The following is a 23,980-nucleotide window of genomic DNA, read 5'->3' as shown; positions in this document are numbered from 1 at the left end:
AGGAAACGTATATTTAAAAAGGACCAGCAGGTTAGTAATCACCAACACTTATTATTAACAAGGATATAAACTGCGACGCATATCAACGTTTATTTTTTGGCCCAATGCTGGTTAAAATTAGCCAAAATAACGTTTATAACGGAGAGCTCAGAGATTTTAACGTTTTTAACGGGAATCAAGTTTGATTATTTTATGGATAAGGTGTTTTCTTACTCCTGCCTAAGGCCTACAGGCCACTCTTGGCGAAACTCAATGTTGTAATGAGTAAGGCATGTACAAGAGGTAGGTCTTAGAGAGTGTTTATCAATTGATGACATTCAATTCCATTTAGTGAAATGAAAGCAAATAGTAAGGAACAGCTATGCTTGCCAATATTAAAAAAACAGCACTAGCAACAGCAATTATTGCAACGGCTACTACAGGTTTTGCATCGGTAGCTACTGCGGCTGAACGCAGTGAACTGACTATCCACCCTAAAGAGTTTACAACTTTCGTTCGTAACTTTAACCCTTTCTTGGGTGCAACTAACCTGCACACAACAACCGACTTTATTTACGAGCCGCTCGTTGTTTTTAACGAAATGCACGGTAACACGCCTGTATTTCGTCTAGCAGAAAACTTTACCATGGCTGATGACCTGATGAGCGTAACCTTCGATATCCGTAAGGGCGTAAAATGGTCTGATGGCAAAGCGTTTACCGCTGATGATGTTGTTTATTCTTTCAACCTAGTTAAAGAGAAGCCAGAGCTAGACCAATCTGGTATCAACTCTTGGGTGACTGGCGTAGAAAAAGTTAACGACTACCAAGTTAAATTCCGTCTAAGCGAAGCAAACTCAAACGTTCCTTACGAAATTGCGAAAGTACCAGTCGTACCTAAGCACGTATGGAGCAAAGTAAAAGATCCAGCAACATTCACAAACGAAAATCCAGTAGGCAGTGGTCCATTTACTGAAATCGACACTTTCACACCGCAGCTATATATCCAGTGTGAGAACCCGAATTATTGGGATGCTGACAACCTAGATGTAGATTGTCTGCGTGTGCCACAAATCGCGAACAACGACCAATTCTTGGGCAAAATCGTTAACGGCGAAATGGACTGGACGTCTTCATTCGTACCAGACATCGACCGTACGTACGCTGCAGCAAGTCCGAATCACCACTACTGGTACCCACCAGCGGGTACTCAAGCATTTGTAGTGAACTTCAAAAACCCAGACGCTGCGAAAAACGAAGCACTAACTAACGTTGACTTCCGTCGTGCGTTCTCTATGGCGCTAGACCGTCAAACTATCATTGATATCGCTTTCTACGGCGGCGGTACAGTGAACGACTTCGCATCTGGCCTTGGCTACGCATTCGAAGCTTGGTCTGATGAAGAGACGCACAACAAGTACAAGGGCTACAACACATACAACGCGGAAGGTGCGAAAAAGCTTCTAGCTAAAGCTGGCTTCAAAGATGTAAACAAAGATGGCTTTGTGGATACACCATCTGGCAAGTCTTTCGAGCTCCTAATTCAATCACCAAACGGTTGGACTGACTTCAACAACACAGTACAACTAGCCGTTGAGCAACTAGCAGAAGTGGGCATTAAAGCTCGTGCTCGTACACCAGACTTCTCGGTATACAACCAAGCAATGCTAGAAGGTACTTACGACGTTGCTTACACCAACTACTTCCACGGTGCAGATCCACACTTGTACTGGGATAGTGGCTACAACTCGAAGCTACAAGCTGGTGACGGCATGCCTCGCTTTGCAATGCACTTCTACAAGAACGATAAGCTAGACGGTCTTCTTAACAGCTTCTACAAGACAGCAGATAAGCAAGAACAACTAGAGATCGCTCATGGCATTCAGAAGATCATTGCTCAGGACCAAGTAACTATTCCTGTGCTATCTGGCGCGTACATGTACCAATACAACACAACTCGCTTCACTGGTTGGTGGAACGAAGAAAACCCTAAGGGCCGTCCAAACATTTGGGCAGGTATCCCAGAGCGTCTACTTCACGTACTGGACCTAAAACCAGTTAAATAAGTAGAAGTTCATTTCAAGCGGCATACATCCCGTGTGCCGCCTATAAAAATCCCTTGTTAACGAAACCAATATGTGGCGCTCGTCGTCAGGGGATTTTTCGCTCTAAATTTCGCTAGGAGCGACCTGAAACCAGAAACAGGGAAAAAATCTGGGTGAGTAAGGTGTGAGTTATGGGTTATTTTTTAAGACGTTTGTCGTTCTATCTTGTCGCGCTCTTAGTTGCAGCGACGTTAAACTTTATTATTCCGCGAGCAATGCCTGGTGACCCAGTTACCATGATGTTTGCTAATGCTTCAGTACAGGTGACTCCAGAACGAATCGCAGCAATGAAAGAACTGCTCGGTTTCGTTGATGGGCCAATTTACATTCAGTACTTCTCGTACATTAAAAACATTCTAAGTTGGGAATTGGGCACCTCAATCCAGTTCTACCCACTTTCAGTTAATTCTTTACTAGGTAGTGCATTTGGCTGGTCACTATTTCTAGCTGGTACTGCGGTTGTACTTTCTTTCTCCATCGCTTCTGTCCTTGGTATTTTTGCCGCCTGGAAGCGCGGTAGTAAGTACGATGCATTCGTAACGCCTGGCACATTGATCATTCAAGCTATTCCACAAATGGTTATCGCAATGTTAGCGCTGTTTACCTTTGCGATTGGCCTGAAATGGTTCCCATCTGGCTATGCTTACACGCCAGGTACTATTCCTGATTGGACAAGCTGGGAGTTCATCAAGAACGTGGGTTACCACGCTGTACTACCTCTATTCTGTGCAACCATCGTTCAAATTGGTGGCTTCCTAGTTAACATGCGTAACAACATGATCAACCTTCTCGCCGAAGACTATATCACGATGGCTAAAGGTAAAGGGCTGAGTGAAAACCGCGTCGTCTTTAATTACGCCGCACGTAACGCACTACTTCCAAGTGTTACCGCACTGTCTATGTCTTTGGGTATGGCCATTGGTGGTCAATTGATCATCGAGATGATTTTCAACTACCCAGGTTTAGGCACCGTGCTACTTAACGCAATTCACGCTCGTGACTACCAAGTACTTCAAGGTCAGTTAATTATCATGACGATGTTCATGCTGTGCTTCAACTTAATGGCTGACATGCTGTACATGATTCTAGACCCTCGCCTACGTACGGGAGGCAAATAATCATGAAAGAACTATTCAAACTTATTTTAGGTAACGCATTCGCTCGAATCGGTCTTGGTATTGTTACCGTATTCGTATTCGTTGCGATCGCCGCTCCTTTACTTACAAAGCATGCGCCAGACAAGCGAACCGGTAACCCACACGAATACCCAAGCTTTGTTGTAAAACAGGCACAAAACAATCCTGATGGTTGGGTCGCTAAAAACCTAGCAGACGATCGTCGTACGATGATTATGTCTAAAAAGGCCGACCACGTATTAGGTACTAGCCGAATGGGTCGCGATATCTGGTCGCAAGTGGCTTACGGTGCACGAGTATCACTGGGTGTAGGCTTTGGCGCTGGCATCATAGTGTGCTTCTTAGCAACAGTCATTGGTATATCGGCAGGTTACTTCGGCGGCAAAGTGGATGACGTATTGAGTGCCGCGATGAACATCATGTTAGTAATTCCGCAGTATCCATTGCTATTCGTGTTGGCGGCCTTTATCGGTGAAGCAGGCCCACTCACCATTGCCTTGATTATCGCTGGTACTTCTTGGGCATGGGGTGCACGTGTTGTCCGCTCTCAAACTATGGCACTACGCGAGAAAGAGTTCGTTAAAGCTGCCGAAGTATTGGGAGAGTCTTCATTCCGTATCATCTTCGTTGAGATTTTACCAAACCTTATCCCGATTGTCGGTGCGAGCTTCATTGGCTCAGTAATGCTGGCGATCAACACTGAAGCGGTCATTTCGTTCCTAGGTTTGGGTGATGCCAACACGATCAGTTGGGGCATCATGCTTTACAACGTGCAAACCTCATCAGCCATGCTGATTGGCGCATGGTGGGAAGTACTAGCACCTTGTATTGCCCTAACACTACTGGTTACTGGTCTTGCTCTGTTGAACTTTGCCGTTGACGAAATTGCGAACCCTCAACTTCGTTCTCACAAAGGCATGAAACGCTGGAAAAAACTAGCAGCAAAAGACAAGAAAGAGCGTGAGCCTGAACTGGCACCACAAAATGCACTATGGAGCGGAGATAAATAATCATGACTGCACCACTAATTTCCATCCGTAACCTATGCGTAGACTACATCACAGACGCGGGCGATGTCCGCGCCTGTAACAACGTGAGCTTCGACATTGCACCAGGTGAAGTATTCGGTCTGGCTGGTGAATCTGGCTGTGGCAAATCCACTGTTGCCTTCTCACTAATGCGCCTTCATAAGCCGCCAGCGTTTATCACAGGTGGTGAGGTTATCTTCAACGGTGAAGATATCCTTCAGTACAGCGATGATCGCATGCAAGCGTTTCGCTGGAGTGAAATGTCGATGGTATTCCAGAGTGCGATGAACGCTTTGAACCCTGTTCTAACCATGGAAGAGCAGTTCTGTGACGTCATCATGCGTCATACCAATATGACTCGCGCTCAAGCAAAAACACGCGCTGAAGGTCTGCTGGAAATCGTTGATATCCACCCTAGCCGATTGAGTGATTACCCGCACCAGTTCTCTGGTGGTATGCGTCAACGTCTAGTAATCGCAATCGCTTTGGCTCTGAACCCAAAAATGATCATCATGGACGAACCGACTACCGCATTGGATGTAGTGGTTCAACGTGAAATTCTACAAAAAATTTACGCGCTTAAAGAAGAGTTTGGTTTCTCAATTCTGTTCATCACACATGACTTGTCATTGATGGTCGAGTTCTCGGATCGTATCGGCATCATGTACTCAGGTGAGTTGATTGAAGTCGCGCCTTCTAAGCAAATACTGGAAAGTCCTTACCACCCTTACACCAAAGGTTTGGGTAGCTCTTTCCCTCCACTAACTGGACCAAAGACCAAATTGACTGGTATTCCAGGTAACCCTTTGAACTTGCTAGAAGTACCACAGGGCTGCCGCTTCCAAGCTCGTTGCGACCGCGTACATGAAGCATGTACACGTGTACCAACCCAATTACGTCCAATTGAACCAGGTCGCCTCTCAAATTGCCATTTGTACGGCGACACCATTGCTCAAGCTAAGGTTTAACAACAAAAAAACGCTAGCTAAGAACAAAAATTACACTGGAGAGAATTATGAGCAAACAATTCGGCGAACTGCTGATTGAGGGTAAAAATGTCGTTAAGGACTTCCCTTTAAACAGTAACTCAATCAAACAATCTAAGATGCGCGCAATCAACGACGTCTCTTTCAAAATGTACAAGAGCCGCGGCTTGTCAGTGGTAGGTGAATCTGGTTCAGGTAAGTCTACTACTGCAAAAATGATTGCAAAAATGTACGCACCAACCGATGGCATCATTGAATACAAAGGTCGTGATATCCAAGATATCACCTCTCGTCACGATTTAATGACCTACCGTGAAGGTGTACAAATGGTGTGGCAAGACCCGTTTGGCTCGCTAAACCCAACGCACAATATCTTCCACCATATTGCGCGCCCGCTGCTGATTCATAAGAAAGTAGCACCGGGCAACAAGAAAGAACTGGAAGAGCGTGTGTACGACCTACTTGAACAAGTTGGTCTTATTCCACCAAAAGAAACGGCGCAAAAGTTCCCGCACCAGCTATCTGGCGGTCAGCGTCAACGTGTAAACCTAGCTCGTAACATCGCAGTTGGTGCAGAAGTGGTATTGGCGGATGAGCCAACATCGATGCTCGATGTATCAATCCGTGCCGGTGTTCTGAACTTGATGGAAGAGATGAAGTTCGAGAAACAAATGTCTCTGCTTTACATCACTCACGACATCGCAACAGCGCGTTACATTGCTGAAGATCTCGCGGTCATGTACGTAGGTCACATGGTTGAATGGGGCGATACTGAAGAAATCATTCACGATCCTCAACACCCATATACGCAACTGTTGGTATCTGCGGTTCCAGATCCATCGAAGTCTATTCACGAGAAACTGAAAGGCAACAAAGGGGAAATCCCACTTTGGACACCAGAATCTGTCGGCTGTCCATTTGCTGGACGTTGTGTACACGCTACCGACAAATGTCGCGAACGACTACCGGGCGTCACTCAACTGTCCGACAACCACTTTGTCCGCTGTTACTTATTTGAAGATTAATCATAACGAGGGTCAGGTTCAGCCTGGCCCATTCCTGTTTTTATCGTTTCCCGGAGACATTGAATGCTGCTACTGACTAACCACATTGGTTATGAACGTCTGGGCCCAAAGAAAGCCATTATCCAGACCGAACAACCACACTTGTCTTCTTACACTGCTCAATTGATTTGTGCCACTAGCGAGCAAACCGTGGCAACTTTTGCGGTTGAAGAACAAGGTAAAGTGGCGAACTGGCATCAGGGCTATTTCTACCTCATCGACTTTTCCTCTTTCACAACGTCAGGTGACTATTTCTTGCAAGTAGAAGATACGCGCTCTTCCTCTTTCATCGTTGGCGAACACATTCTGTTGGATCAAACTTTGTCAGATGTGATCCACTACTTCAAATCGCAACGTTGCGGCGGGATCTTCGATCAACAAGATCGACAACTTCCAGTACTAAACTCCAATAAAAAGGTTGATGTACACGGCGGCTGGTACGACGCATCAGGAGACGTTAGCAAGTATTTAAGTCACCTTTCATACGCGAATTATTTGAATCCTCAACAAACCCCAATGGTGGTTTGGAACATCCTAAAAGGGGTTTCATTGCTTGAAGGAAGCGAAGACATTGCAGCTTTCACACGTACACGTCTGATTGAAGAAGCCCTGTTCGGTGCAGACTTTCTTGTGCGTATGCAAAACGAAAAAGGCTTTTTCTACATGACGGTCTTTGACAAGTGGAGCAAAGATACTGCGCAACGCGAGATTTGCGCGTACGAAACTCAACTTGGTCACAAATTTGACGACTATCAAGCAGGCTTTCGACAAGGTGGCGGTGTCGCCATTGCAGCGCTAGCGGCAGCGTCGCGTTTAAGTGTTCACGGTGAATACGATCAACAAAAATACCGCAACGCTGCCGAAAATGGTTACTGGCACTTAAAAGAGCACAATACGCAGTACCTCAATGATGGGGAAGAAAACATTATCGACGAATACTGTGCGCTACTGGCTTGTGTAGAACTGTTTAAAGCAACCAAAGAAACTCGCTACTTGGAAGAGAGCCGTTTGTGGGCGCAACGTTTAGTTGCACGCCAAATGAGCGACGAGCAGATTCAACACTTTTGGTCAGCAAACCAAGACGGCAGCCGTCCATATTTTCACGCAGCCGAAGCTGGTCTACCAGTTATTGCCCTATGCGAATATCTATCAATTGAAGACGACTCAGCACGAGCGGAATCGGTAAAACGTATCGTCAACCTAGCGTGTGAGTTTGAGATCACAATATCGAATAAAGTGATCAACCCATTCGGTTACCCTCGCCAATATGTTAAAGGCGTAAATGAGTCAAAACGCGAGGCATTTTTTGTCGCACACAACAATGAATCCGGCTATTGGTGGCAAGGCGAGAATGCTCGACTGGGCTCACTCGCGACCATGGCGTACCTTGCTCAACCGCATATAGCGTCGCAAGAAGTACAGCAACAACTTTCTGTGTTTGCTCAAGATGCATTGAACTGGGTTGTAGGCTTAAACCCATACGACATGTGCATGCTAGATGGCCATGGTCGTAACAACCCTGATTACCTCCCTCAATATGGTTTCTTCAACGCAAAAGGTGGCGTGTGTAACGGAATCACTGGCGGCTTTGAAGACGAGGAAGACATTGCATTTAATCCACCAGCACAAAAAGAAGACGTGTTACAAAACTGGCGCTGGGGCGAACAATGGATCCCGCATGGCGCTTGGTACTTACTCGCGATAATCAGTCAAGCTCAGCATGTTTCTCAGTTGGCAACCTCTAAAAATATGAAGGAAGAATAATCATGGGAATGTATTTTGTCGGTATCGATGGTGGCGGCACGTCATGTCGAGCCAGGATTAAAGATTCACAAGGTAATTTTCTTGGCGAGGCCAAAAGCGGCAGTGCCAACATCATGCTAGGTGCTGAAATAGCAATGGCTTCGATTCTTGAATCCATCACTTCGGCTACCGAGCAAGGCGGTCTGACACAACAAGATTTCGCGTCGATGCACGTCGGCTTAGCCCTTGCTGGCGCAGAGCACAAAGCATCTTGGCAAGCCTTCATGTCTCTTCCTCATCCATTTGCCAGTATAACTCTAAATACCGATGCTTACGGTGCGTGCGTTGGTGCGCACAATGGCGAAGATGGCGCAATCATGATTGCGGGAACCGGTTCTTGTGGCATCTACCTTAACGGATTGGAGCAACACGTTGTCGGTGGTCGTGAGTTCCCTATTTCGGATCAAGGTGGCGGCGCAGTGATGGGGCTACGCCTAGTTCAGCAAGTTTTGTTAGCTGAAGATGGCATCAGAGAAAAAACGCCCCTAGCACAACATGTTATGACGCATTTCGAAAATGAGGTAGACAACGTGGTGGCGTGGTCAAAACAGGCGCTTCCTCGTGATTATGGGCAGTTTTCTCCGGCTATTTTCCAACATGCGGAACAAGGCGATGCACTGGCCATTGAAATACTGAAGCAAACCGCAGCGGATATAGAAATGTTTCTCGTGGCATTAAACAAGCGCGGCGCAACACGTATTTGTTTAATGGGTAGCATTGCTGAACGCATTTTACGTTGGCTCTCACCACCAGTTCAGCAATGGATTGTTGAGCCACAGTTTGACGCGATTGAAGGCGCAATTATGTTTGCTGGCAAACCAGAACATAACCTTTACTCGCTCAGTGCGGCGTAGGAGTAGATATGGAATATCGTGTTGATCTCGTGGTCCTTTCTGAGCAGAAACAAAACTGCCGCTTTGGCCTCACCTTTCATAACTTGAGCGACCAAGACCTAAACAGCTGGAGCTTAACTTTCGCTTTCGATCGTTACATTCTTCCAGACAGCGTTTCAAATGGTCAACTGACTCAAATTGGTAGTTTTTGCACACTTAAGCCAGAAGGGCTGGTACTGGCTGCCAACCATCACTATTACTGTGAATTCAGTATTGGTTCGAACCCATTCCGTTATTACTCGGATGGCTTTAACGAAGCGATGATCAACTTTGTCGTTGATGGAAACCCACAGCGCGCACAAGTGGATGTCACGCCTATCGTATTAGCTTCACCATACCGTGAACGCAGTGAGATTCCGGCAAGTTTAACCCATGCACAGCCCTTGCTGCCAAAACCAAACCATATTGAGGTCAGCGATCACTATTTTAGCTTTGATCATCATGCTGGCGTCGCGGTTTATTCAAGCCTGGCCAATTCAGCTAAAGAATGGCTACTTGAAGAGCTTAAGCGCATTCACCAATTTGAGTTCGCATCAGACAATGGCAGTCAGATCATCTTCAAAGGCAACCCAACCTTGGATGAAGGCGCTTACAAACTGAAAGTAGCCGAAGAGTCAATCAAAATTGAAGCAGGATCTTCGTCTGGTTTTACCCATGCTTGTGCAACGTTATTACAACTAATCAAAGTTGGCGATCAACCTAACTCAATGGAAGTAGTTTGTTGTTCAATCAAGGACAGGCCACGTTTTCGTTACCGCGGTATGATGCTGGATTGTGCTCGTCATTTTCACTCCGTTGAGCAAGTCAAACGCTTGATCAACCAACTGGCTCATTACAAGTTCAATACGTTCCATTGGCATCTCACCGACGATGAGGGTTGGCGAATTGAAATCAAATCACTGCCTCAACTGACCGATATTGGTGCTTGGCGCGGATTGGATGAGATCAATGAACCACAGTACACGCACTTTGATGAACGTTACGGCGGCTTCTACACACAAGAAGACATCAAAGACGTTATCGAATTTGCATCGCAACGAGGCATCACCATCATTCCTGAAATTGATGTACCTGGTCATTGCCGAGCCGCCATCAAGTCGTTACCACACCTATTGGTAGAAGCGGAAGATACCACCGAATACCGCAGTATTCAGCATTACAACGACAACGTCATTAACCCTGCTCTGCCGGGGAGTTATGAATTTATCGACAAAGTGCTAGAAGAGGTCTCTGCGCTTTTTCCTGCGCCTTACGTTCATATTGGTGCCGACGAAGTACCTAACGGCGTATGGTCAAAAAGCCCAGCATGCCAAGCACTAATGGAACAACTGGGTTACAGCGACTACAAAGATTTGCAAGGACACTTCTTGCGTTATGCCGAAGACAAACTTCGTAAATTGGGCAAACGCATGCTGGGCTGGGAAGAAGCTCAACACGGCGACAAAGTCAGTAAAGATACGGTGATCTACTCATGGCTAAGCGAAGAAGCGGCCTTGAACTGTGCTCGCCAAGGCTTTGATGTGGTGCTGCAACCAGCACAAACCACTTACCTAGATATGACCCAAGACTACGCACCTGAAGAACCGGGCGTGGACTGGGCAAACCCATTGCCACTAGAAAAAGCTTACAACTACGAGCCGCTCGCTGAAGTGCCTGCCGACGACCCAATACGTAAGCGCATTTGGGGCATTCAAACAGCATTATGGTGCGAAATTATCAATAACCAACCTCGCATGGACTACATGATCTTCCCTCGTTTAACTGCAATGGCAGAAGCATGTTGGACAGACAAACAACACCGAGATTGGACCGACTATTTATCACGCTTGAAAGGCCATCTACCTCTGCTTGATTTGCAGGGAGTGAATTACCGTAAACCGTGGAAGTAATACAAAACTGATGTCGAAACATCACGCTTGAAGAGTTTTTAAATTTTGGCTGCTGATGCAGCTTCGTAAAAAGGAAAGACACAAATGAAATACGGCTATTTCGATAACGAGAATCGCGAATACGTCATCACTCGCCCTGACGTACCAGCACCATGGACCAACTACCTAGGTACTGAGAAGTTCTGTACGGTTATCTCGCACAACGCGGGTGGCTACTCGTTCTACAACTCTCCAGAATACAACCGTGTTACTAAATTCCGTCCAAATGCGACATTCGATCGCCCAGGACACTACGTTTACTTGCGTGATGATGAGACAGGTGATTACTGGTCAATCTCTTGGCAACCAGTTGCGAAGAGCCTAGACGAAGCAAACTACGAAGTTCGTCACGGCTTGTCTTACTCTAAATTTAAGTGTGAGTACAACGGTATTGAAGCTGAAAAGACGCTATTCGTACCAAAAGGCGAAGACGCTGAAATCTGGGATGTAGTGATTAAAAACACCTCTGACAAACCACGTACGATCAGTGCATTCTCATTTGTTGAGTTCTCATTCAGCCACATTCAATCTGATAACCAAAACCATCAGATGTCTCTGTACTCGGCAGGTACGGCTTACAACGAAGGCGTGATAGAGTACGACCTGTACTACAACACCAACGATTTCGAAGGCTTCTACTACCTAGCTTCAACATTTGACCCAGATTCATACGACGGCCAACGTGACAGCTTCCTAGGCCTATACCGTGACGAAGCAAACCCGTTAGCGGTAGAACAAGGTAAGTGTTTCAATACAGCACAAACGTGTTACAACCACTGTGGCTCTTTGCATAAGCAATTTACTATTCAGCCGGGTGAAGAAGTTCGCTTTGCTTACATTCTAGGTATCGGTAAAGGCAACGGTGAGCGTCTACGTGCTAAGTACCAAGACCTTGCAGAAGTCGACAACGCATTTGCGGGTATCAAAACACACTGGGATGAGCGCTGTGGCAAGTTCCAAGTGAAATCACCAAACGAAGGTCTAGATACCATGATCAACGCTTGGACGTTATACCAAGCGGAAACGTGTGTGGTGTGGTCTCGCTTTGCTTCATTCATCGAGGTGGGAGGCCGTACTGGTCTTGGTTACCGCGATACAGCGCAAGATGCAATCTCAGTTCCTCACGCTAACCCAGCAATGACGCGCAAACGTATCGTTGACCTACTGCGCGGCCAAGTAAAAGCGGGCTACGGTCTACACCTATTCGATCCAGATTGGTTTGATCCAGAAAAAGCGGATGTTAAACCATCTAAATCTCCAACCGTAGTTCCAACACCTTCTGATGAAGACAAAATTCACGGCATCGAAGACACTTGTTCTGATGATCACCTATGGCTAGTTCCAACCATCTGTAAGTACGTGATGGAAACCGGTGAGCACAGCTTCTTCGACGAAGTGATCCCTTACGCCGACGGTGGCGATGCAACGGTTTATGACCACATGAAAGCCGCGCTAGACTTCTCGGCTGAATACGTAGGTCAAACCGGTATCTGTAAAGGTCTGCGTGCAGACTGGAACGACTGTCTGAACCTAGGTGGCGGCGAATCGTCAATGGTGTCGTTCCTACATTTCTGGGCACTGCAGGAGTTCATCGACCTAGCTAAATACCTAGGGAAAGAAGCCGACGTTGAAAAATACACGGTGATGGCAGCAAACGTTCGTGAAGCGTGTGAAACCCACCTTTGGGACGAAGAAGGCGGCTGGTATATCCGTGGTCTAACGAAAAACGGCGAAAAGATCGGTACAGCGCAACAAAAAGAAGGTCGTGTACACCTAGAGTCAAACACACTTGCGGTACTTTCTGGTGCGGTATCTCAAGAGCGCGGCGAAAAAGCGATGGACGCTGTCGATGAGAACCTGTTCTCTGAATACGGCCTTCACCTAAACTCACCATCTTTTGCAACACCGAATGATGATATCGGCTTCGTAACTCGTGTTTACCAAGGCGTAAAAGAGAACGGTGCGATCTTCTCGCATCCAAATCCATGGGCTTGGGTAGCTGAAGCGAAACTGGGTCGTGGTGATCGTGCAATGAAGTTCTACGATGCACTTAACCCATACAACCAGAACGACATCATCGAAAAACGTATTGCAGAACCTTACTCATACGTACAGTTCATCATGGGTCGTGACCACCAAGACCACGGTCGTGCAAACCACCCATGGTTAACAGGTACATCTGGCTGGGCTTACTTCGCTGTTACCAACTTTATCCTTGGTGTGCGTACAGGCTTCGATGGCCTAACTATCGATCCATGTATCCCAACGAACTGGCCTGGTTTCGAAGTGACTCGTCAATGGCTAGGTGCAACGTACAACATCAAAGTAGTTAACCCAGACTCAGTAAGCAAAGGCGTTAAGTCGATTACTGTGAACGGTGATGCAGTGAATGGTGCCTCTGTCCCAGTTCAAGCGGAAGGTTCAGTAAACGAAGTTATCGTTACTCTAGGTTAATCATCTTTTGGGGGAGTCCTTCTCCCCTTTTGATTTATCCGGTGCATTTATGTTTTACAAGTGCATCGGTTCGCTAGCAAAGATTTAAGACGCGGTGGGATGCCGCTCTTATCGAGGATCGAATCATGATCAAATTTGGTACAGGCGGTTGGCGTGCATTTATCGGTGAGGAGTTCACCAAAGATAATGTACGTTTGGTCGCTCAAGCAGTTGCAAACATCACGAATAACGAATCGGTTGCTGATCGCGGTTTTGTGATTGGCTATGACCGTCGTTTTCTTTCCGATAAAGCAGGTCGTTGGTTCGCTGAAGTTCTAGCAGCAAACGGCATTGTGGTTAGCTTTATCGACAAATTTGTCCCAACACCTATCGTAATGTTTAAAGCGAAAGAAATGGGCTGCGCATACTCGGCATGTATTACCGCATCACACAACCCTGCCGATTACAACGGCATTAAAGTCTTCATTGAAGGCGGTCGTGACGCAGATGAAATCATCACCCAAAAAATCGAATCACAAATAGACGCGCTCACTGCGCACGATGTAAAAAGCGTCGACTTTGAACAAGCGGTTGAAGATAAGCTGATTGAAATCATCAATCCGATGAACGAATTCGTTGACTCAATCATCGACTTTATCGACATCGAAGCGATCAAGAAGGCGAATTTACGTGTTTTGATCGACCCAATGTTTGGTGTCGCGAAAAACGCACTGCAAACCGTATTAATCAACGGCCGCTGTGACGTTGATGTGATTAACGATGGCAAAAACCCAGATTTCGGTGGGTTAATGCCTTCGCCAAGCGCTGCAACACTCTACCGTTTGATGCACCTAGTGAAAGAGCAAGGTTACGATATTGGCATCGGTACTGATGGCGATGCGGACCGTCTTGGTATTATCGACGAAAAAGGTAACTTCATTCATCCAAATGAAGTGCTACTGCTGCTTTACTACTACCTACTTGAATACAAAGGCTGGAAAGGCTCCGTGGTACGTAACATCGCAACCACCCACCTTCTCGATAAAGTCGCCGAAGATCATGGCGAGAAATGCTTTGAGGTTCCTGTAGGCTTTAAGCACATCAGCTCCCAAATGGAAGCGGATGACTCACTGATTGGCGGGGAAAGCTCTGGTGGCCTAACCATTCGCGGCCACATCAAAGGTAAAGACGGCGTATTCGCATCAAGCCTATTGGTAGAAATGATTTCAGTAACCGGCAAGAAGCTGTCTGAGTTGCTGGATGAAATCTACGGCAAGTACGGCTATGCCTACATGGCAGAAGGCGATTGCAAGTTCAAACCAGCGCAAAAAGACGTACTGTTCAACAAGATTTATGTTGAAAAGCAGTTGCCTGAGTTCGAGTTTGAAATCGAAAAAGTCAGCTATGAAGATGGTGCGAAAGTCTACTTCAAGAACGGCGGTTGGATCATCGCTCGCTTCTCTGGCACTGAGCCACTGCTACGAATTTTTGCAGAGATGCAAGATAAGGACACTGCGGAACGTGTTCTTCAACAGTTTAAAGACTTCTTGTCTTTATAACTGAACCTTGTGCCCGCTTCGAGCACTATGATGAGAGTCAACGCTGTCTGAAAAGGCGCTCATCAACAGGAGAAGAGCACTTGCCCGGCTCCACAGCCGGGCTTTTTTATTGTATGTTGGGAAGTCGTAAACGAGATAGAAAAGATACTCAGGAGCGTTAAGCAAATGCCAGGACGCCTTGCGTTTCAATTTTCACCGCGACGGACTCACCTATATTTAATGCTTGCGAAGCTGTAGCTAACAAACGGTCACCATTCGCGTTAATCACATAACGGCAGTGATCACCCATAAAATGCTGTTCCAATACGGTTACCGAACTATCTTCATCGGATTGAATTTGCACATGCTGCGGTCTTAGCAGTAAAGAGCACTCCGCCTGTACTGGAATATCTTGTTGAGCCGTGGCTTCAACCACGCCCAAGTGGGTTTCATATTCTGAATTCGAAACCCGTTTAGCAGCAAGGTAACTGCCACCACCTAAGAAATCAGCGACAAATTTACTTGAAGGCTGGTAGTAAAGCTCAGATGCTGTGCCATATTGCTCGATGACTCCATTGTTCATCACTGCCATTTTATCGGCGAAAGCAAAAGCCTCTTCACGGCTATGCGTAACAAAAATGGCAGTCACACCTTGGGCCTTAAAAATCTTACGGATCTCACTTATCAACTCATGGCGAACTTGCGTATCAATATTAGAAAACGGTTCATCAAGTAACAATAAGTCTGGGCTGTAAGCTAATGAGCGAGCAATCGCAACACGCTGCTGCTGTCCACCAGACAATTGATGAGGATAACGATCGCCATAACCTTGAAGATGCACGAGTTCTAACATCTCTTGAACTTTGGCATTTTTCTCTTTTGTCGAGCACTGCTTTAAGCCAAAGGCAATGTTTTGCTCCACCGTCAAGTGAGGAAAAAGTGCGTAATCTTGGAAAATCATCCCGATATTACGCTGTTCTGGCGGCAACCAGTTTTCCCCATCATCAATTGTGACGCAATTTAGACTCATTTCGCCTGACGTTAACGGCAATAATCCCGCAACGGCCTTTAATAGTGTTGTTTTCCCACAGCCACTGGCTCCTAGCAAACAGACAATCTGCCCTTGTTCTACCTCAAGAGACAATGATTCGAGTACAGTTTGATCGTCATATTGGCACGTTAGGTTTTTAATTGATAATGCACAGCTCATCAGTGATTTTGCTCCAGTGAACGGTTAACAACAACAAGCGGGATCAACCCAACAAGAACCAACAGAACCGCTGGCAAAGCGGCCAATTCTAAATGCTCATCCGAGGCGAAGTTATAAACGTATGTGGCTAGTGTTTCAAAGTTAAACGGACGAAGTAACAAAGCCGCATTAAGCTCTTTCATCGACTCGATAAACACTAATAAAGCCGCAATCAGTGCACCGCGCTTAACCAGCGGAAAGTGCACGCGCCACAGCATGGCATTGGGCTTACAACCCATAGTGCGCGATGCCATATCTAACGACGGAGAAATTTTATTTAAATTACTTTCGATACTACCAATCGCTACCGCGGAAAAGCGCACAACCATGGCAAATACTAGTGCGAACATGGAACCAGAAAAGATAAGTCCCGGCCTTCCCCACTCGATGGCTTTAGCAACGTCGTTGACACGATGATCCATAAACAGCACAGCGACCATCACACCGATGGCTAGTACCGTTCCTGGTACTGCATAGCCCATAGAAGAAAGACGCATAAATGCCAAGCTTTCTCGTTTACCATTGACTCGATGGGTAAAGTTAACGATCAGTGCGACAGCAACACCAATAATCGCAGCAATAACAGACACAACTAAGCTGTTCCATGCGTATTCACGAAACTCTGAGGTCCAACTCTGCGCAAAATAAGTGATCGCATAATCAATCAGCTGTAGTAGCGGCAAAATAAACGCGACCGAAACCAAGCCCCAGCACCAAACTAGTGCGGTCCACTTTTTCCAGCCCGTCAACTCGTAACGAAAATCTTCGTGACTGTTAAATTGGCTTTGAAAAAGCTTTTGTTTACGGCGGCTGTATCGTTCGGCACTAAGAAGCAGTACTACAATGACGAGCATCATGGCAGAAATCTTGGCTGCCGCATTAAGATTAGAGTACCCCAACCAAGTATCGTAGACCGCTGTGGTTAACGTATTCACCGCGAAGTAACTTACCGTACCAAAGTCACCAATGGTCTCCATTGCGACCAATGATAAACCCACTGCGATAGAGGGTCTTACTAACGGCATCGAGATGCGCCAAAAGCTTTCCCATGGAGAGCACTTGAGCAAACGCGCGCTTTGCAATAAAGAGACATTTTGCTCCATAAACGCAGCCCGGCACAATAAATACACGTAAGGATACAACACCAAAGCTAACACAAAGGTCGCGCCAGGCAACGTACGAATGTCAGGGAACCAATACTCGCCAGGTCCCCATCCGGTTACATCACGCAAAAAGATTTGAATTGGACCAGCAAAATCAAACCAATCCGTAAAAATATAACCAATGATATAACCTGGCATCGCAAGAGGTAGCACCAATGCCCACTGCAACCATTTTTCGGTCGGCAGTTTACACATGGCCATTATCCAAGCGCTTGGAATACCAAGAATTAAGGACAGCACCATTACGCCAACAGTTAGCGCAACCGTGTTAAAAATATAAGTCGGCATGACCGTTGCCATTAAATGAGCAAACAAATCATCCGTTTCACCAATCGCGGTGTAGAAGATCGCTAAGATCGGCAAAACCAGTAGCAGAGTTATTACCCCACTACTGGTTTTCCATAAAGAGTGTTTATCTTTCATCGCCTAATTACTGCAAGGCTGTATGAAATACAAATGCTGTTGCAAATACATCTCATATCCTTTAATCAAATGGGGGTACTGTTATACCCCCACAAGGAATTAAAGGTCAAATTTCACTTCGTCTAATAGCTTAATTGCCGCTTCGTGGTTGGCTGCAATATCGTCTAGAGAAAGCTTGTCTGCTTTAAAGTCACCCCAAGATTCCACAAGCTCAGAACGCTTCACGCCTTCTTTAACTGGGTACTCATAGTTAACTTCTGCGTACATTTGCTGCGCTTTGTCACCCGTTAGGAATTCCATTAGCTTCACAGCATTGTCTTTGTTTGGAGAGTACTTCGCCATCGCCATACCAGAGATATTCACGTGAGTGCCTGTAGTCTCTTGGTTAGGGAAGTTGATGTAAACTGCATCAGCCCAAGCCTTTTGCTCTTTGTCGTTAACCATTTTACCTAGGTAGTAGCTGTTACCCAGAGAAACATCACATAGGCCTTCTTTGATCGCTTTAACTTGTGCACGGTCGTTGCCTTGTGGTTTGCGAGCAAGGTTTGCTTTCACGCCTTCCAACCACTCTTTGGTTTCTGCTTCGCCATTGTGAGCAATCATTGCTGAAACTAGAGAAACGTTGTACGGGTGCTTACCGCTACGAGTACAAATTTTACCTTTGAACTCTGGCTTAGCTAAGTCTGCGTAGTTGAAATCTGCGCCTAGTTTACCTACGCGATCACGTGATGAATAAACGCTACGAGAACGTAGAGTTAGAGCAAACCACTCATTCTCTTTATCTTGGTATTGAGCAGGTACGTTTTCTTCAATGATTTTGCTATCGACTTTCTGAACTAAACCTTTGTTTGTCAGTTCAGCTAGACGGCTGATGTCTGTCGTAAGAATAACGTCAGCAGGGCTGTACTCACCTTCTTGAGCTAGCTTTTCTGCTAAGCCTTTTTTAGCAAATTTTACGTTTACTTTGATGCCAGTTTCTTTAGTGAACTCATTGAACATAGGTTCAACTAGGAAAGGTTGACGGTAAGAGTAGACGTTCACTTCTTCAGCAGCCATTGCTGTTGGAGCTAGAGTAGCGCAAGTTAGTGCTGAAAGAGTTAGCAGTTTTTTCATTGTTTAATCCTTTACCATGCTAATGATAACGTTTATCAGTTGCGTTATTATATGTATGTTCAATAAGAAGACAATGACGAATATTAAAAAACCTGCTCATCGGAGCAGGTTTTATTGTGTTAAGTGTGTAACCATTTATTACAAGCTAATGATTATTTCACCGTAACAAACTCTGGGTAAGCACCAACACCACAATCATGCATGTCCATACCTTCCATTTCTTCATCTTCTGTAACGCGAATCCCGACGGTTGCTTTCAAGATTGCCCACACAACTAGGCTGGCACCAAATACCCAAGCAAAGATAACTACGGCACCTAAAAGCTGAGCACCAAACGTTGCATCACCGTTGCTCAGTGGCACTACCATTAGGCCGAAGAAACCACACACACCATGAACTGAGATAGCACCTACTGGATCGTCAATTTTAAGTTTATCTAGAGCAATGATACTGAATACTACTAGTGCACCCGACACCGCACCAATCGCAACCGCGTACAGTGGTGATGGCGATAGAGGGTCTGCAGTGATGGCAACCAAGCCAGCTAGCGCGCCATTGAGAATCATCGTTAAATCGGCTTTACCCCAAGTAGTTTTACAAACGAATAGCGCCGCAATTGCACCGGCAGCCGCTGCTGCGTTAGTGTTTAGAAAGATCTGACCTACCGCTGTAGCATTCTCAAAATCTGAAACCATCAACTGAGAACCACCGTTAAATCCAAACCAGCCAAACCAAAGGATAAAAGTACCCAACGTTGCCAAAGGCATGTTAGAACCTGGAATCGGATAAATTTCACCATTTTTACCGTACTTACCCTTACGCGCGCCAAGCAGTAACACACCAGCTAGAGCAGCAGAAGCACCTGCCATATGTACGATACCAGAACCCGCAAAGTCACTAAATCCAGCTTCTGCTAGGAAGCCTCCACCCCATGTCCAGTAACCTTCCATTGGATAGATAAACGCAGTTAAAATCGCAGAGAAAATCAAGAAAGACCAAAGCTTCATGCGCTCAGCTACCGCACCAGAAACGACGGACATGGCAGTTGCAACGAAGACAACTTGGAAGAAGAAGTCAGACTCTAAAGAGTGGTCGGCCCCTTCACCTTGAGTACCAATTAACGTACCAAATGAAGGTAACCAGCCTCCTTCTCCATTATCGACATACATGATGTTATAACCGACAATCAGAAACATCGTACATGCGATGGCGTACAAACAGATGTTCTTCGTAAGAATTTCTGTTGTGTTTTTAGAGCGCACAAGGCCAGCCTCTAGCATCGCAAAGCCTGCTGCCATCCACATTACCAACGCACCGGAAATGAGGAAGAAAAAGGTGTCAAGTGCGTAACGTAACTCGGTTACTGTTGTTGCTAATTCCATAATAAGTATCTCCAATCCTTTGAATTCTTAAAGTGCTTCTGCGTCCATTTCGCCAGTTCGGATACGCACCGCTTGGTTCAGATCGTAAACAAAAATTTTACCGTCGCCGATTTTTCCGGTTTGCGCAGCTTTTGTAATTGCTTCAACAACGCGATCTACATTGTCTGCGTGAGTCGCGATTTCAATTTTCACCTTTGGTAGAAAATCGACTTGATACTCTGCACCGCGATACAATTCCGTGTGACCTTTTTGACGACCGAACCCTTTAACTTCTGATACTGTCATCCCTTCGATACCGACATCAGCCAATGCTTCTCGTACATCGTCTAATTTAAACGGCTTAATAATGGCATTGATTATTTTCATTGAGTTATCTCCGAAGCTTTCATCCTGAAACACTTCTTATAATCCAATCTACGTGCCAAGTTTTTAAGTTATTGAATAATAAAAACTAACCTCAATTTACATATCTATAAACAAAAAGAGCGCACCATATCGGTGCGCCCTTTTCACAAATTTAAAGCAACGGCAGAGAAGTTACCCAAAACTGTGCATTAAATGTTCAAAAAGTCTTTCCACTGTTCGATAAGTGCCATGAAATCCTCTATCCCACAACTTGCTGTACTTTCTGCATTGTAGAAGTCGAACTCACTTTCCATCTCGACATCATATTCATGGGCTAATGCGTTTTCTTGTACAAGAACTTCGTCGCCCTGAATCATCAAGCTAATTTCCGTGCCTGTTAGGTTATGCTCCTGAGAAGGCGCTGAAAATGACCGCTCAATTAGCTTTTCAACCTGTGCAATCTTCATCGGATCTTTGCCAATTTCTTCTTGCAACCAGCGCCCTACAATCTCATGTCCCATGCTACATTTTACGTAGTACTCGCCCATCAACGTGTTACGAATGAATTCAAATTCCACCGAGATTGCCTATTTCGTATCAATTTGGTGCGAGTATAGCGAATTGCTCCCATAAAAAAAGCACCTCATATGAGGTGCTTTTGAATTGTGCATTTCTGATTATGCCGGTTCTTGGAAGATCACTTCGTCCGCTTTCTTGGTGTATTGATCCATTTTATGGAAGTTCAAGTAGCGGTATGTATCCGTTGCCGTAGCGTCGATTTGCTTCGCGTATTCTAGGTATTCTTCTTTGGTTGGAATCTTACCTAGAATTGCACCTACTGCAGCTAGCTCAGCTGACGATAGGTAAACATTCGCCCCAGTACCCAGACGGTTCGGGAAGTTACGCGTTGAAGTCGACATTACTGTTGATTTATCTGCAACACGTGCTTGGTTACCCATACAAAGTGAACACCCTGGCGTTTCAATACGAACCCCTGCACGTCCGAAGATACCGTAGTAGCCTTCTTCAATCAGTTGGTCTTTATCCATCTTTGTTGGTGGCGCTACCCAAAGGCGCGTTGCTAACTGGCCATTGAACTTATCAAGCAATTTACCTGCTGCGCGGAAGTGACCGATGTTCGTCATACAAGAACCGATGAACACTTCATCAATCGCTGTGCCTTGTACTTCAGACAACAAACGAGCGTCATCTGGGTCATTCGGTGCACATAGTACTGGCTCATTGATTTCAGCCATATCGATTTCAATCACATGTGCGTATTCAGCGTCTTTATCTGCTTGCATCAGCTCAGGGTTTGCTAGCCACTCTTGCATTGCAGTAATACGGCGCTCGATAGTACGGCGATCACCGTAGCCTTCAGAGATCATCCACTTCAGCATCACGATGTTAGAGTTTAAGTACTCTTCGATCGACTCTTGAGACAATTTCACAGTACAACCTGCCGCCGAACGCTCTGCAGATGCATCAGAAAGCTCAAATGCTTGCTCAACCGTTAGCGTTTCTAAGCCTTCAATCTCAAGGATACGGCCAGAAAATTCGTTGATCTTGCCCGCTTTTTCTACCGTTAGTAGACCTTGCTGAATCGCGTAGTAAGGGATGGCATGAACAAGATCACGCAGTGTAATACCCGGTTGCATCTCACCTTTAAAACGAACCAAGATTGACTCTGGCATGTCTAGCGGCATAACGCCTGTCGCAGCTGCAAAGGCAACCAAGCCCGAGCCGGCTGGGAATGAAATACCCAGAGGGAAACGAGTATGTGAGTCACCACCCGTACCGACAGTATCCGGTAGTAGCATACGGTTTAGCCATGAGTGGATAATACCGTCACCAGGACGAAGAGATACACCACCGCGGTTCATAATAAAGTCCGGAAGTGTATGGTGAGTGTTAACGTCTACTGGTTTTGGATAAGCCGATGTGTGACAGAAAGACTGCATGACAAGATCAGCAGAGAAGCCGAGACACGCCAAGTCTTTAAGTTCATCACGAGTCATAGGGCCAGTAGTATCTTGCGAACCTACTGTCGTCATTTTCGGCTCACAGTAGGTTCCAGGACGGATGCCTTCTACGCCACATGCTTTACCAACCATTTTCTGTGCAAGCGTGTAACCCTTGCCAGAATCTGCGATTTCACCTGGTTTGCGGAATACGTCCGAAGGCTCAAGACCTAGCGATTGACGCGCTTTGTCTGTCAAACCACGACCGATGATCAATGGGATACGACCACCAGCACGAACTTCATCAATCAGTACTTCTGTTTTTAGCGAGAACTCAGCTAGAACCTCACCAGTTTCGTGGTTGCAAACTTTACCTTCATATGGGTAAACATCGATAACATCGCCCATGTTGAGCTTAGTTACGTCAACTTCGATTGGTAGTGCGCCAGCATCTTCCATTGTGTTAAAGAAGATAGGGGCAATTTTGCCACCAAGCACATACCCACCAGCTCGTTTGTTTGGAACGTAAGGGATATCATCACCCATAAACCAAAGCACTGAGTTGGTTGCAGATTTACGTGAAGAGCCAGTACCAACAACATCACCAACGTAAACCAATTGATGGCCTTTGTCTTTTAACTCTTCAATTTGCTTGATCGGGCCAATAGTACCCGGTCGATCAGGGTTTATTCCTTCACGCTCGTTTTTAAGCATCGCCAGTGCGTGTACTGGGATATCAGGGCGAGACCAAGCGTCAGGTGCAGGTGAAAGGTCATCCGTGTTCGTTTCACCTGTTACTTTAAATACGGTTAGAGTGACTTTTTCTTCAAGCTTAGGCTTAGAAAGGAACCACTCAGCATCAGCCCATGATTGAAGTACTTTCTGTGCATGCGCATTGCCTGCTTTCGCTTTCTCTTCTACGTCATAGAAAGCATCAAACATCAGCAGCGTATGAGACAGCGCTTTTACTGCGATCTCTGCCAGTGCTTCATCATCCAATAGCTCAACTAGCGGTTCGATGTTGTAACCACCTTGCATAGTGCCTAGCAGTTCAGCCGCTTTTTCACGACTCACTAATGGTGATTTAACTTCACCTTTTGCTACTGCTGTTAGGAAACCCGCTTTTACATAAGCAGCTTCATCAACACCTGGAGGGATACGGTTTTCAAGTAGGTCAAGAATGACTTTTTCTTCACCTTGCGGGGGATTTTTCAGAAGTTCTACAAGTCCAGCAACTTGTTCTGCGTCTAGCGGTTTAGGAACAACTCCTTCAGCAGCACGCTCTTCGACGTGTTTACGGTAGGCTTCAAGCACGACTTTTTCCTCTCATTGCGGTTCCTCCTCTATTATTACTATTGTTAAAGTAAAGGAGTGAACATCCTTGGAAACTTGGCTCTCCATTGCCCTTGTTTTCATTCAATTATGATTGAGAAACAGCGCCGTAGAGGCCAA

17 protein-coding genes are annotated in these 23,980 nt (G+C 45.9%); 10 read left to right on the top strand and 7 right to left on the bottom strand.

The window, feature by feature from the left end:
* The first annotated feature begins 361 nt into the window (after positions 1–361).
* From R8O11_RS16860 to R8O11_RS16815, 10 genes are all read left to right on the top strand, one after another.
* A complete protein-coding gene (locus tag R8O11_RS16860; protein ID WP_005380037.1) occupies positions 362–2,044 on the top strand; it encodes an ABC transporter substrate-binding protein in 1,683 nt (560 codons plus the stop codon).
* A 170-nt stretch (positions 2,045–2,214) separates the two neighbouring features.
* Positions 2,215–3,201, top strand: a complete 987-nt coding sequence (locus tag R8O11_RS16855; RefSeq protein WP_005380038.1) for an ABC transporter permease — start codon at positions 2,215–2,217, stop codon at positions 3,199–3,201.
* Between the two features lie 2 nt (positions 3,202–3,203).
* The gene (locus R8O11_RS16850) at positions 3,204–4,229 is read left to right on the top strand and encodes an ABC transporter permease (RefSeq protein WP_042521355.1); all 1,026 of its coding nucleotides are present in this window, start codon (positions 3,204–3,206) and stop codon (positions 4,227–4,229) included.
* A 2-nt stretch (positions 4,230–4,231) separates the two neighbouring features.
* Positions 4,232–5,215, top strand: coding sequence for an ABC transporter ATP-binding protein (locus tag R8O11_RS16845; RefSeq protein ID WP_318194287.1), 984 nt, complete (start codon positions 4,232–4,234; stop codon positions 5,213–5,215).
* A gap of 47 nt (positions 5,216–5,262) precedes the next feature.
* A complete protein-coding gene (locus R8O11_RS16840) occupies positions 5,263–6,258 on the top strand; it encodes an ABC transporter ATP-binding protein (RefSeq protein WP_005380041.1) in 996 nt (331 codons plus the stop codon).
* 63 nt (positions 6,259–6,321) lie between these two features.
* Complete coding sequence (locus tag R8O11_RS16835; protein ID WP_054579086.1) at positions 6,322–8,061, top strand: glycoside hydrolase family 9 protein; 1,740 nt, start codon at positions 6,322–6,324, stop codon at positions 8,059–8,061.
* A 2-nt stretch (positions 8,062–8,063) separates the two neighbouring features.
* Complete coding sequence (locus R8O11_RS16830; protein WP_318194286.1) at positions 8,064–8,954, top strand: N-acetylglucosamine kinase; 891 nt, start codon at positions 8,064–8,066, stop codon at positions 8,952–8,954.
* Between the two features lie 8 nt (positions 8,955–8,962).
* Positions 8,963–10,882, top strand: a complete 1,920-nt coding sequence (locus R8O11_RS16825) for a beta-N-acetylhexosaminidase (RefSeq protein WP_025768196.1) — start codon at positions 8,963–8,965, stop codon at positions 10,880–10,882.
* Between the two features lie 84 nt (positions 10,883–10,966).
* On the top strand, positions 10,967–13,375 hold the full coding sequence (locus R8O11_RS16820; RefSeq protein WP_025768195.1) for a GH36-type glycosyl hydrolase domain-containing protein: 2,409 nt from the start codon (positions 10,967–10,969) through the stop codon (positions 13,373–13,375).
* A gap of 125 nt (positions 13,376–13,500) precedes the next feature.
* Positions 13,501–14,913 carry a phosphoglucomutase/phosphomannomutase family protein gene (locus tag R8O11_RS16815; RefSeq protein WP_025768194.1) on the top strand — a complete coding sequence of 471 codons (1,413 nt, stop codon included), beginning with the start codon at positions 13,501–13,503 and terminating at the stop codon, positions 14,911–14,913.
* 157 nt (positions 14,914–15,070) lie between these two features.
* Here R8O11_RS16815 and R8O11_RS16810 read toward each other — a convergent pair whose 3' ends face one another.
* From R8O11_RS16810 to acnB, 7 genes are all read right to left on the bottom strand, one after another.
* Entirely contained in the window at positions 15,071–16,102 is a 1,032-nt protein-coding gene (locus R8O11_RS16810; RefSeq protein ID WP_005380055.1) for an ABC transporter ATP-binding protein, read from the bottom strand.
* Entirely contained in the window at positions 16,102–17,727 is a 1,626-nt protein-coding gene (locus R8O11_RS16805; RefSeq protein WP_169628514.1) for an ABC transporter permease, read from the bottom strand. Before R8O11_RS16805 ends, R8O11_RS16810 begins: the two co-directional genes overlap by 1 nt.
* 99 nt (positions 17,728–17,826) lie before the next feature.
* Positions 17,827–18,840, bottom strand: coding sequence for a Fe(3+) ABC transporter substrate-binding protein (locus R8O11_RS16800; protein WP_005386566.1), 1,014 nt, complete (start codon positions 18,838–18,840; stop codon positions 17,827–17,829).
* A gap of 152 nt (positions 18,841–18,992) precedes the next feature.
* Positions 18,993–20,222: an ammonium transporter gene (locus R8O11_RS16795; protein ID WP_047102648.1), complete on the bottom strand. Its 1,230-nt coding sequence runs from the start codon at positions 20,220–20,222 to the stop codon at positions 18,993–18,995.
* 27 nt (positions 20,223–20,249) lie between these two features.
* On the bottom strand, positions 20,250–20,588 hold the full coding sequence (locus R8O11_RS16790; protein WP_005386570.1) for a P-II family nitrogen regulator: 339 nt from the start codon (positions 20,586–20,588) through the stop codon (positions 20,250–20,252).
* 188 nt (positions 20,589–20,776) lie between these two features.
* On the bottom strand, positions 20,777–21,145 hold the full coding sequence (locus R8O11_RS16785; RefSeq protein WP_017635908.1) for a YacL family protein: 369 nt from the start codon (positions 21,143–21,145) through the stop codon (positions 20,777–20,779).
* Between the two features lie 99 nt (positions 21,146–21,244).
* Complete coding sequence (gene acnB, locus R8O11_RS16780) at positions 21,245–23,842, bottom strand: bifunctional aconitate hydratase 2/2-methylisocitrate dehydratase (protein ID WP_086047030.1); 2,598 nt, start codon at positions 23,840–23,842, stop codon at positions 21,245–21,247.
* Between the last annotated feature and the right edge of the window lie 138 nt (positions 23,843–23,980).

It is taken from the genome of Vibrio sp. 1288 (assembly GCF_033344475.1).
This window is presented reverse-complemented; position numbering and strand designations above follow the sequence as displayed.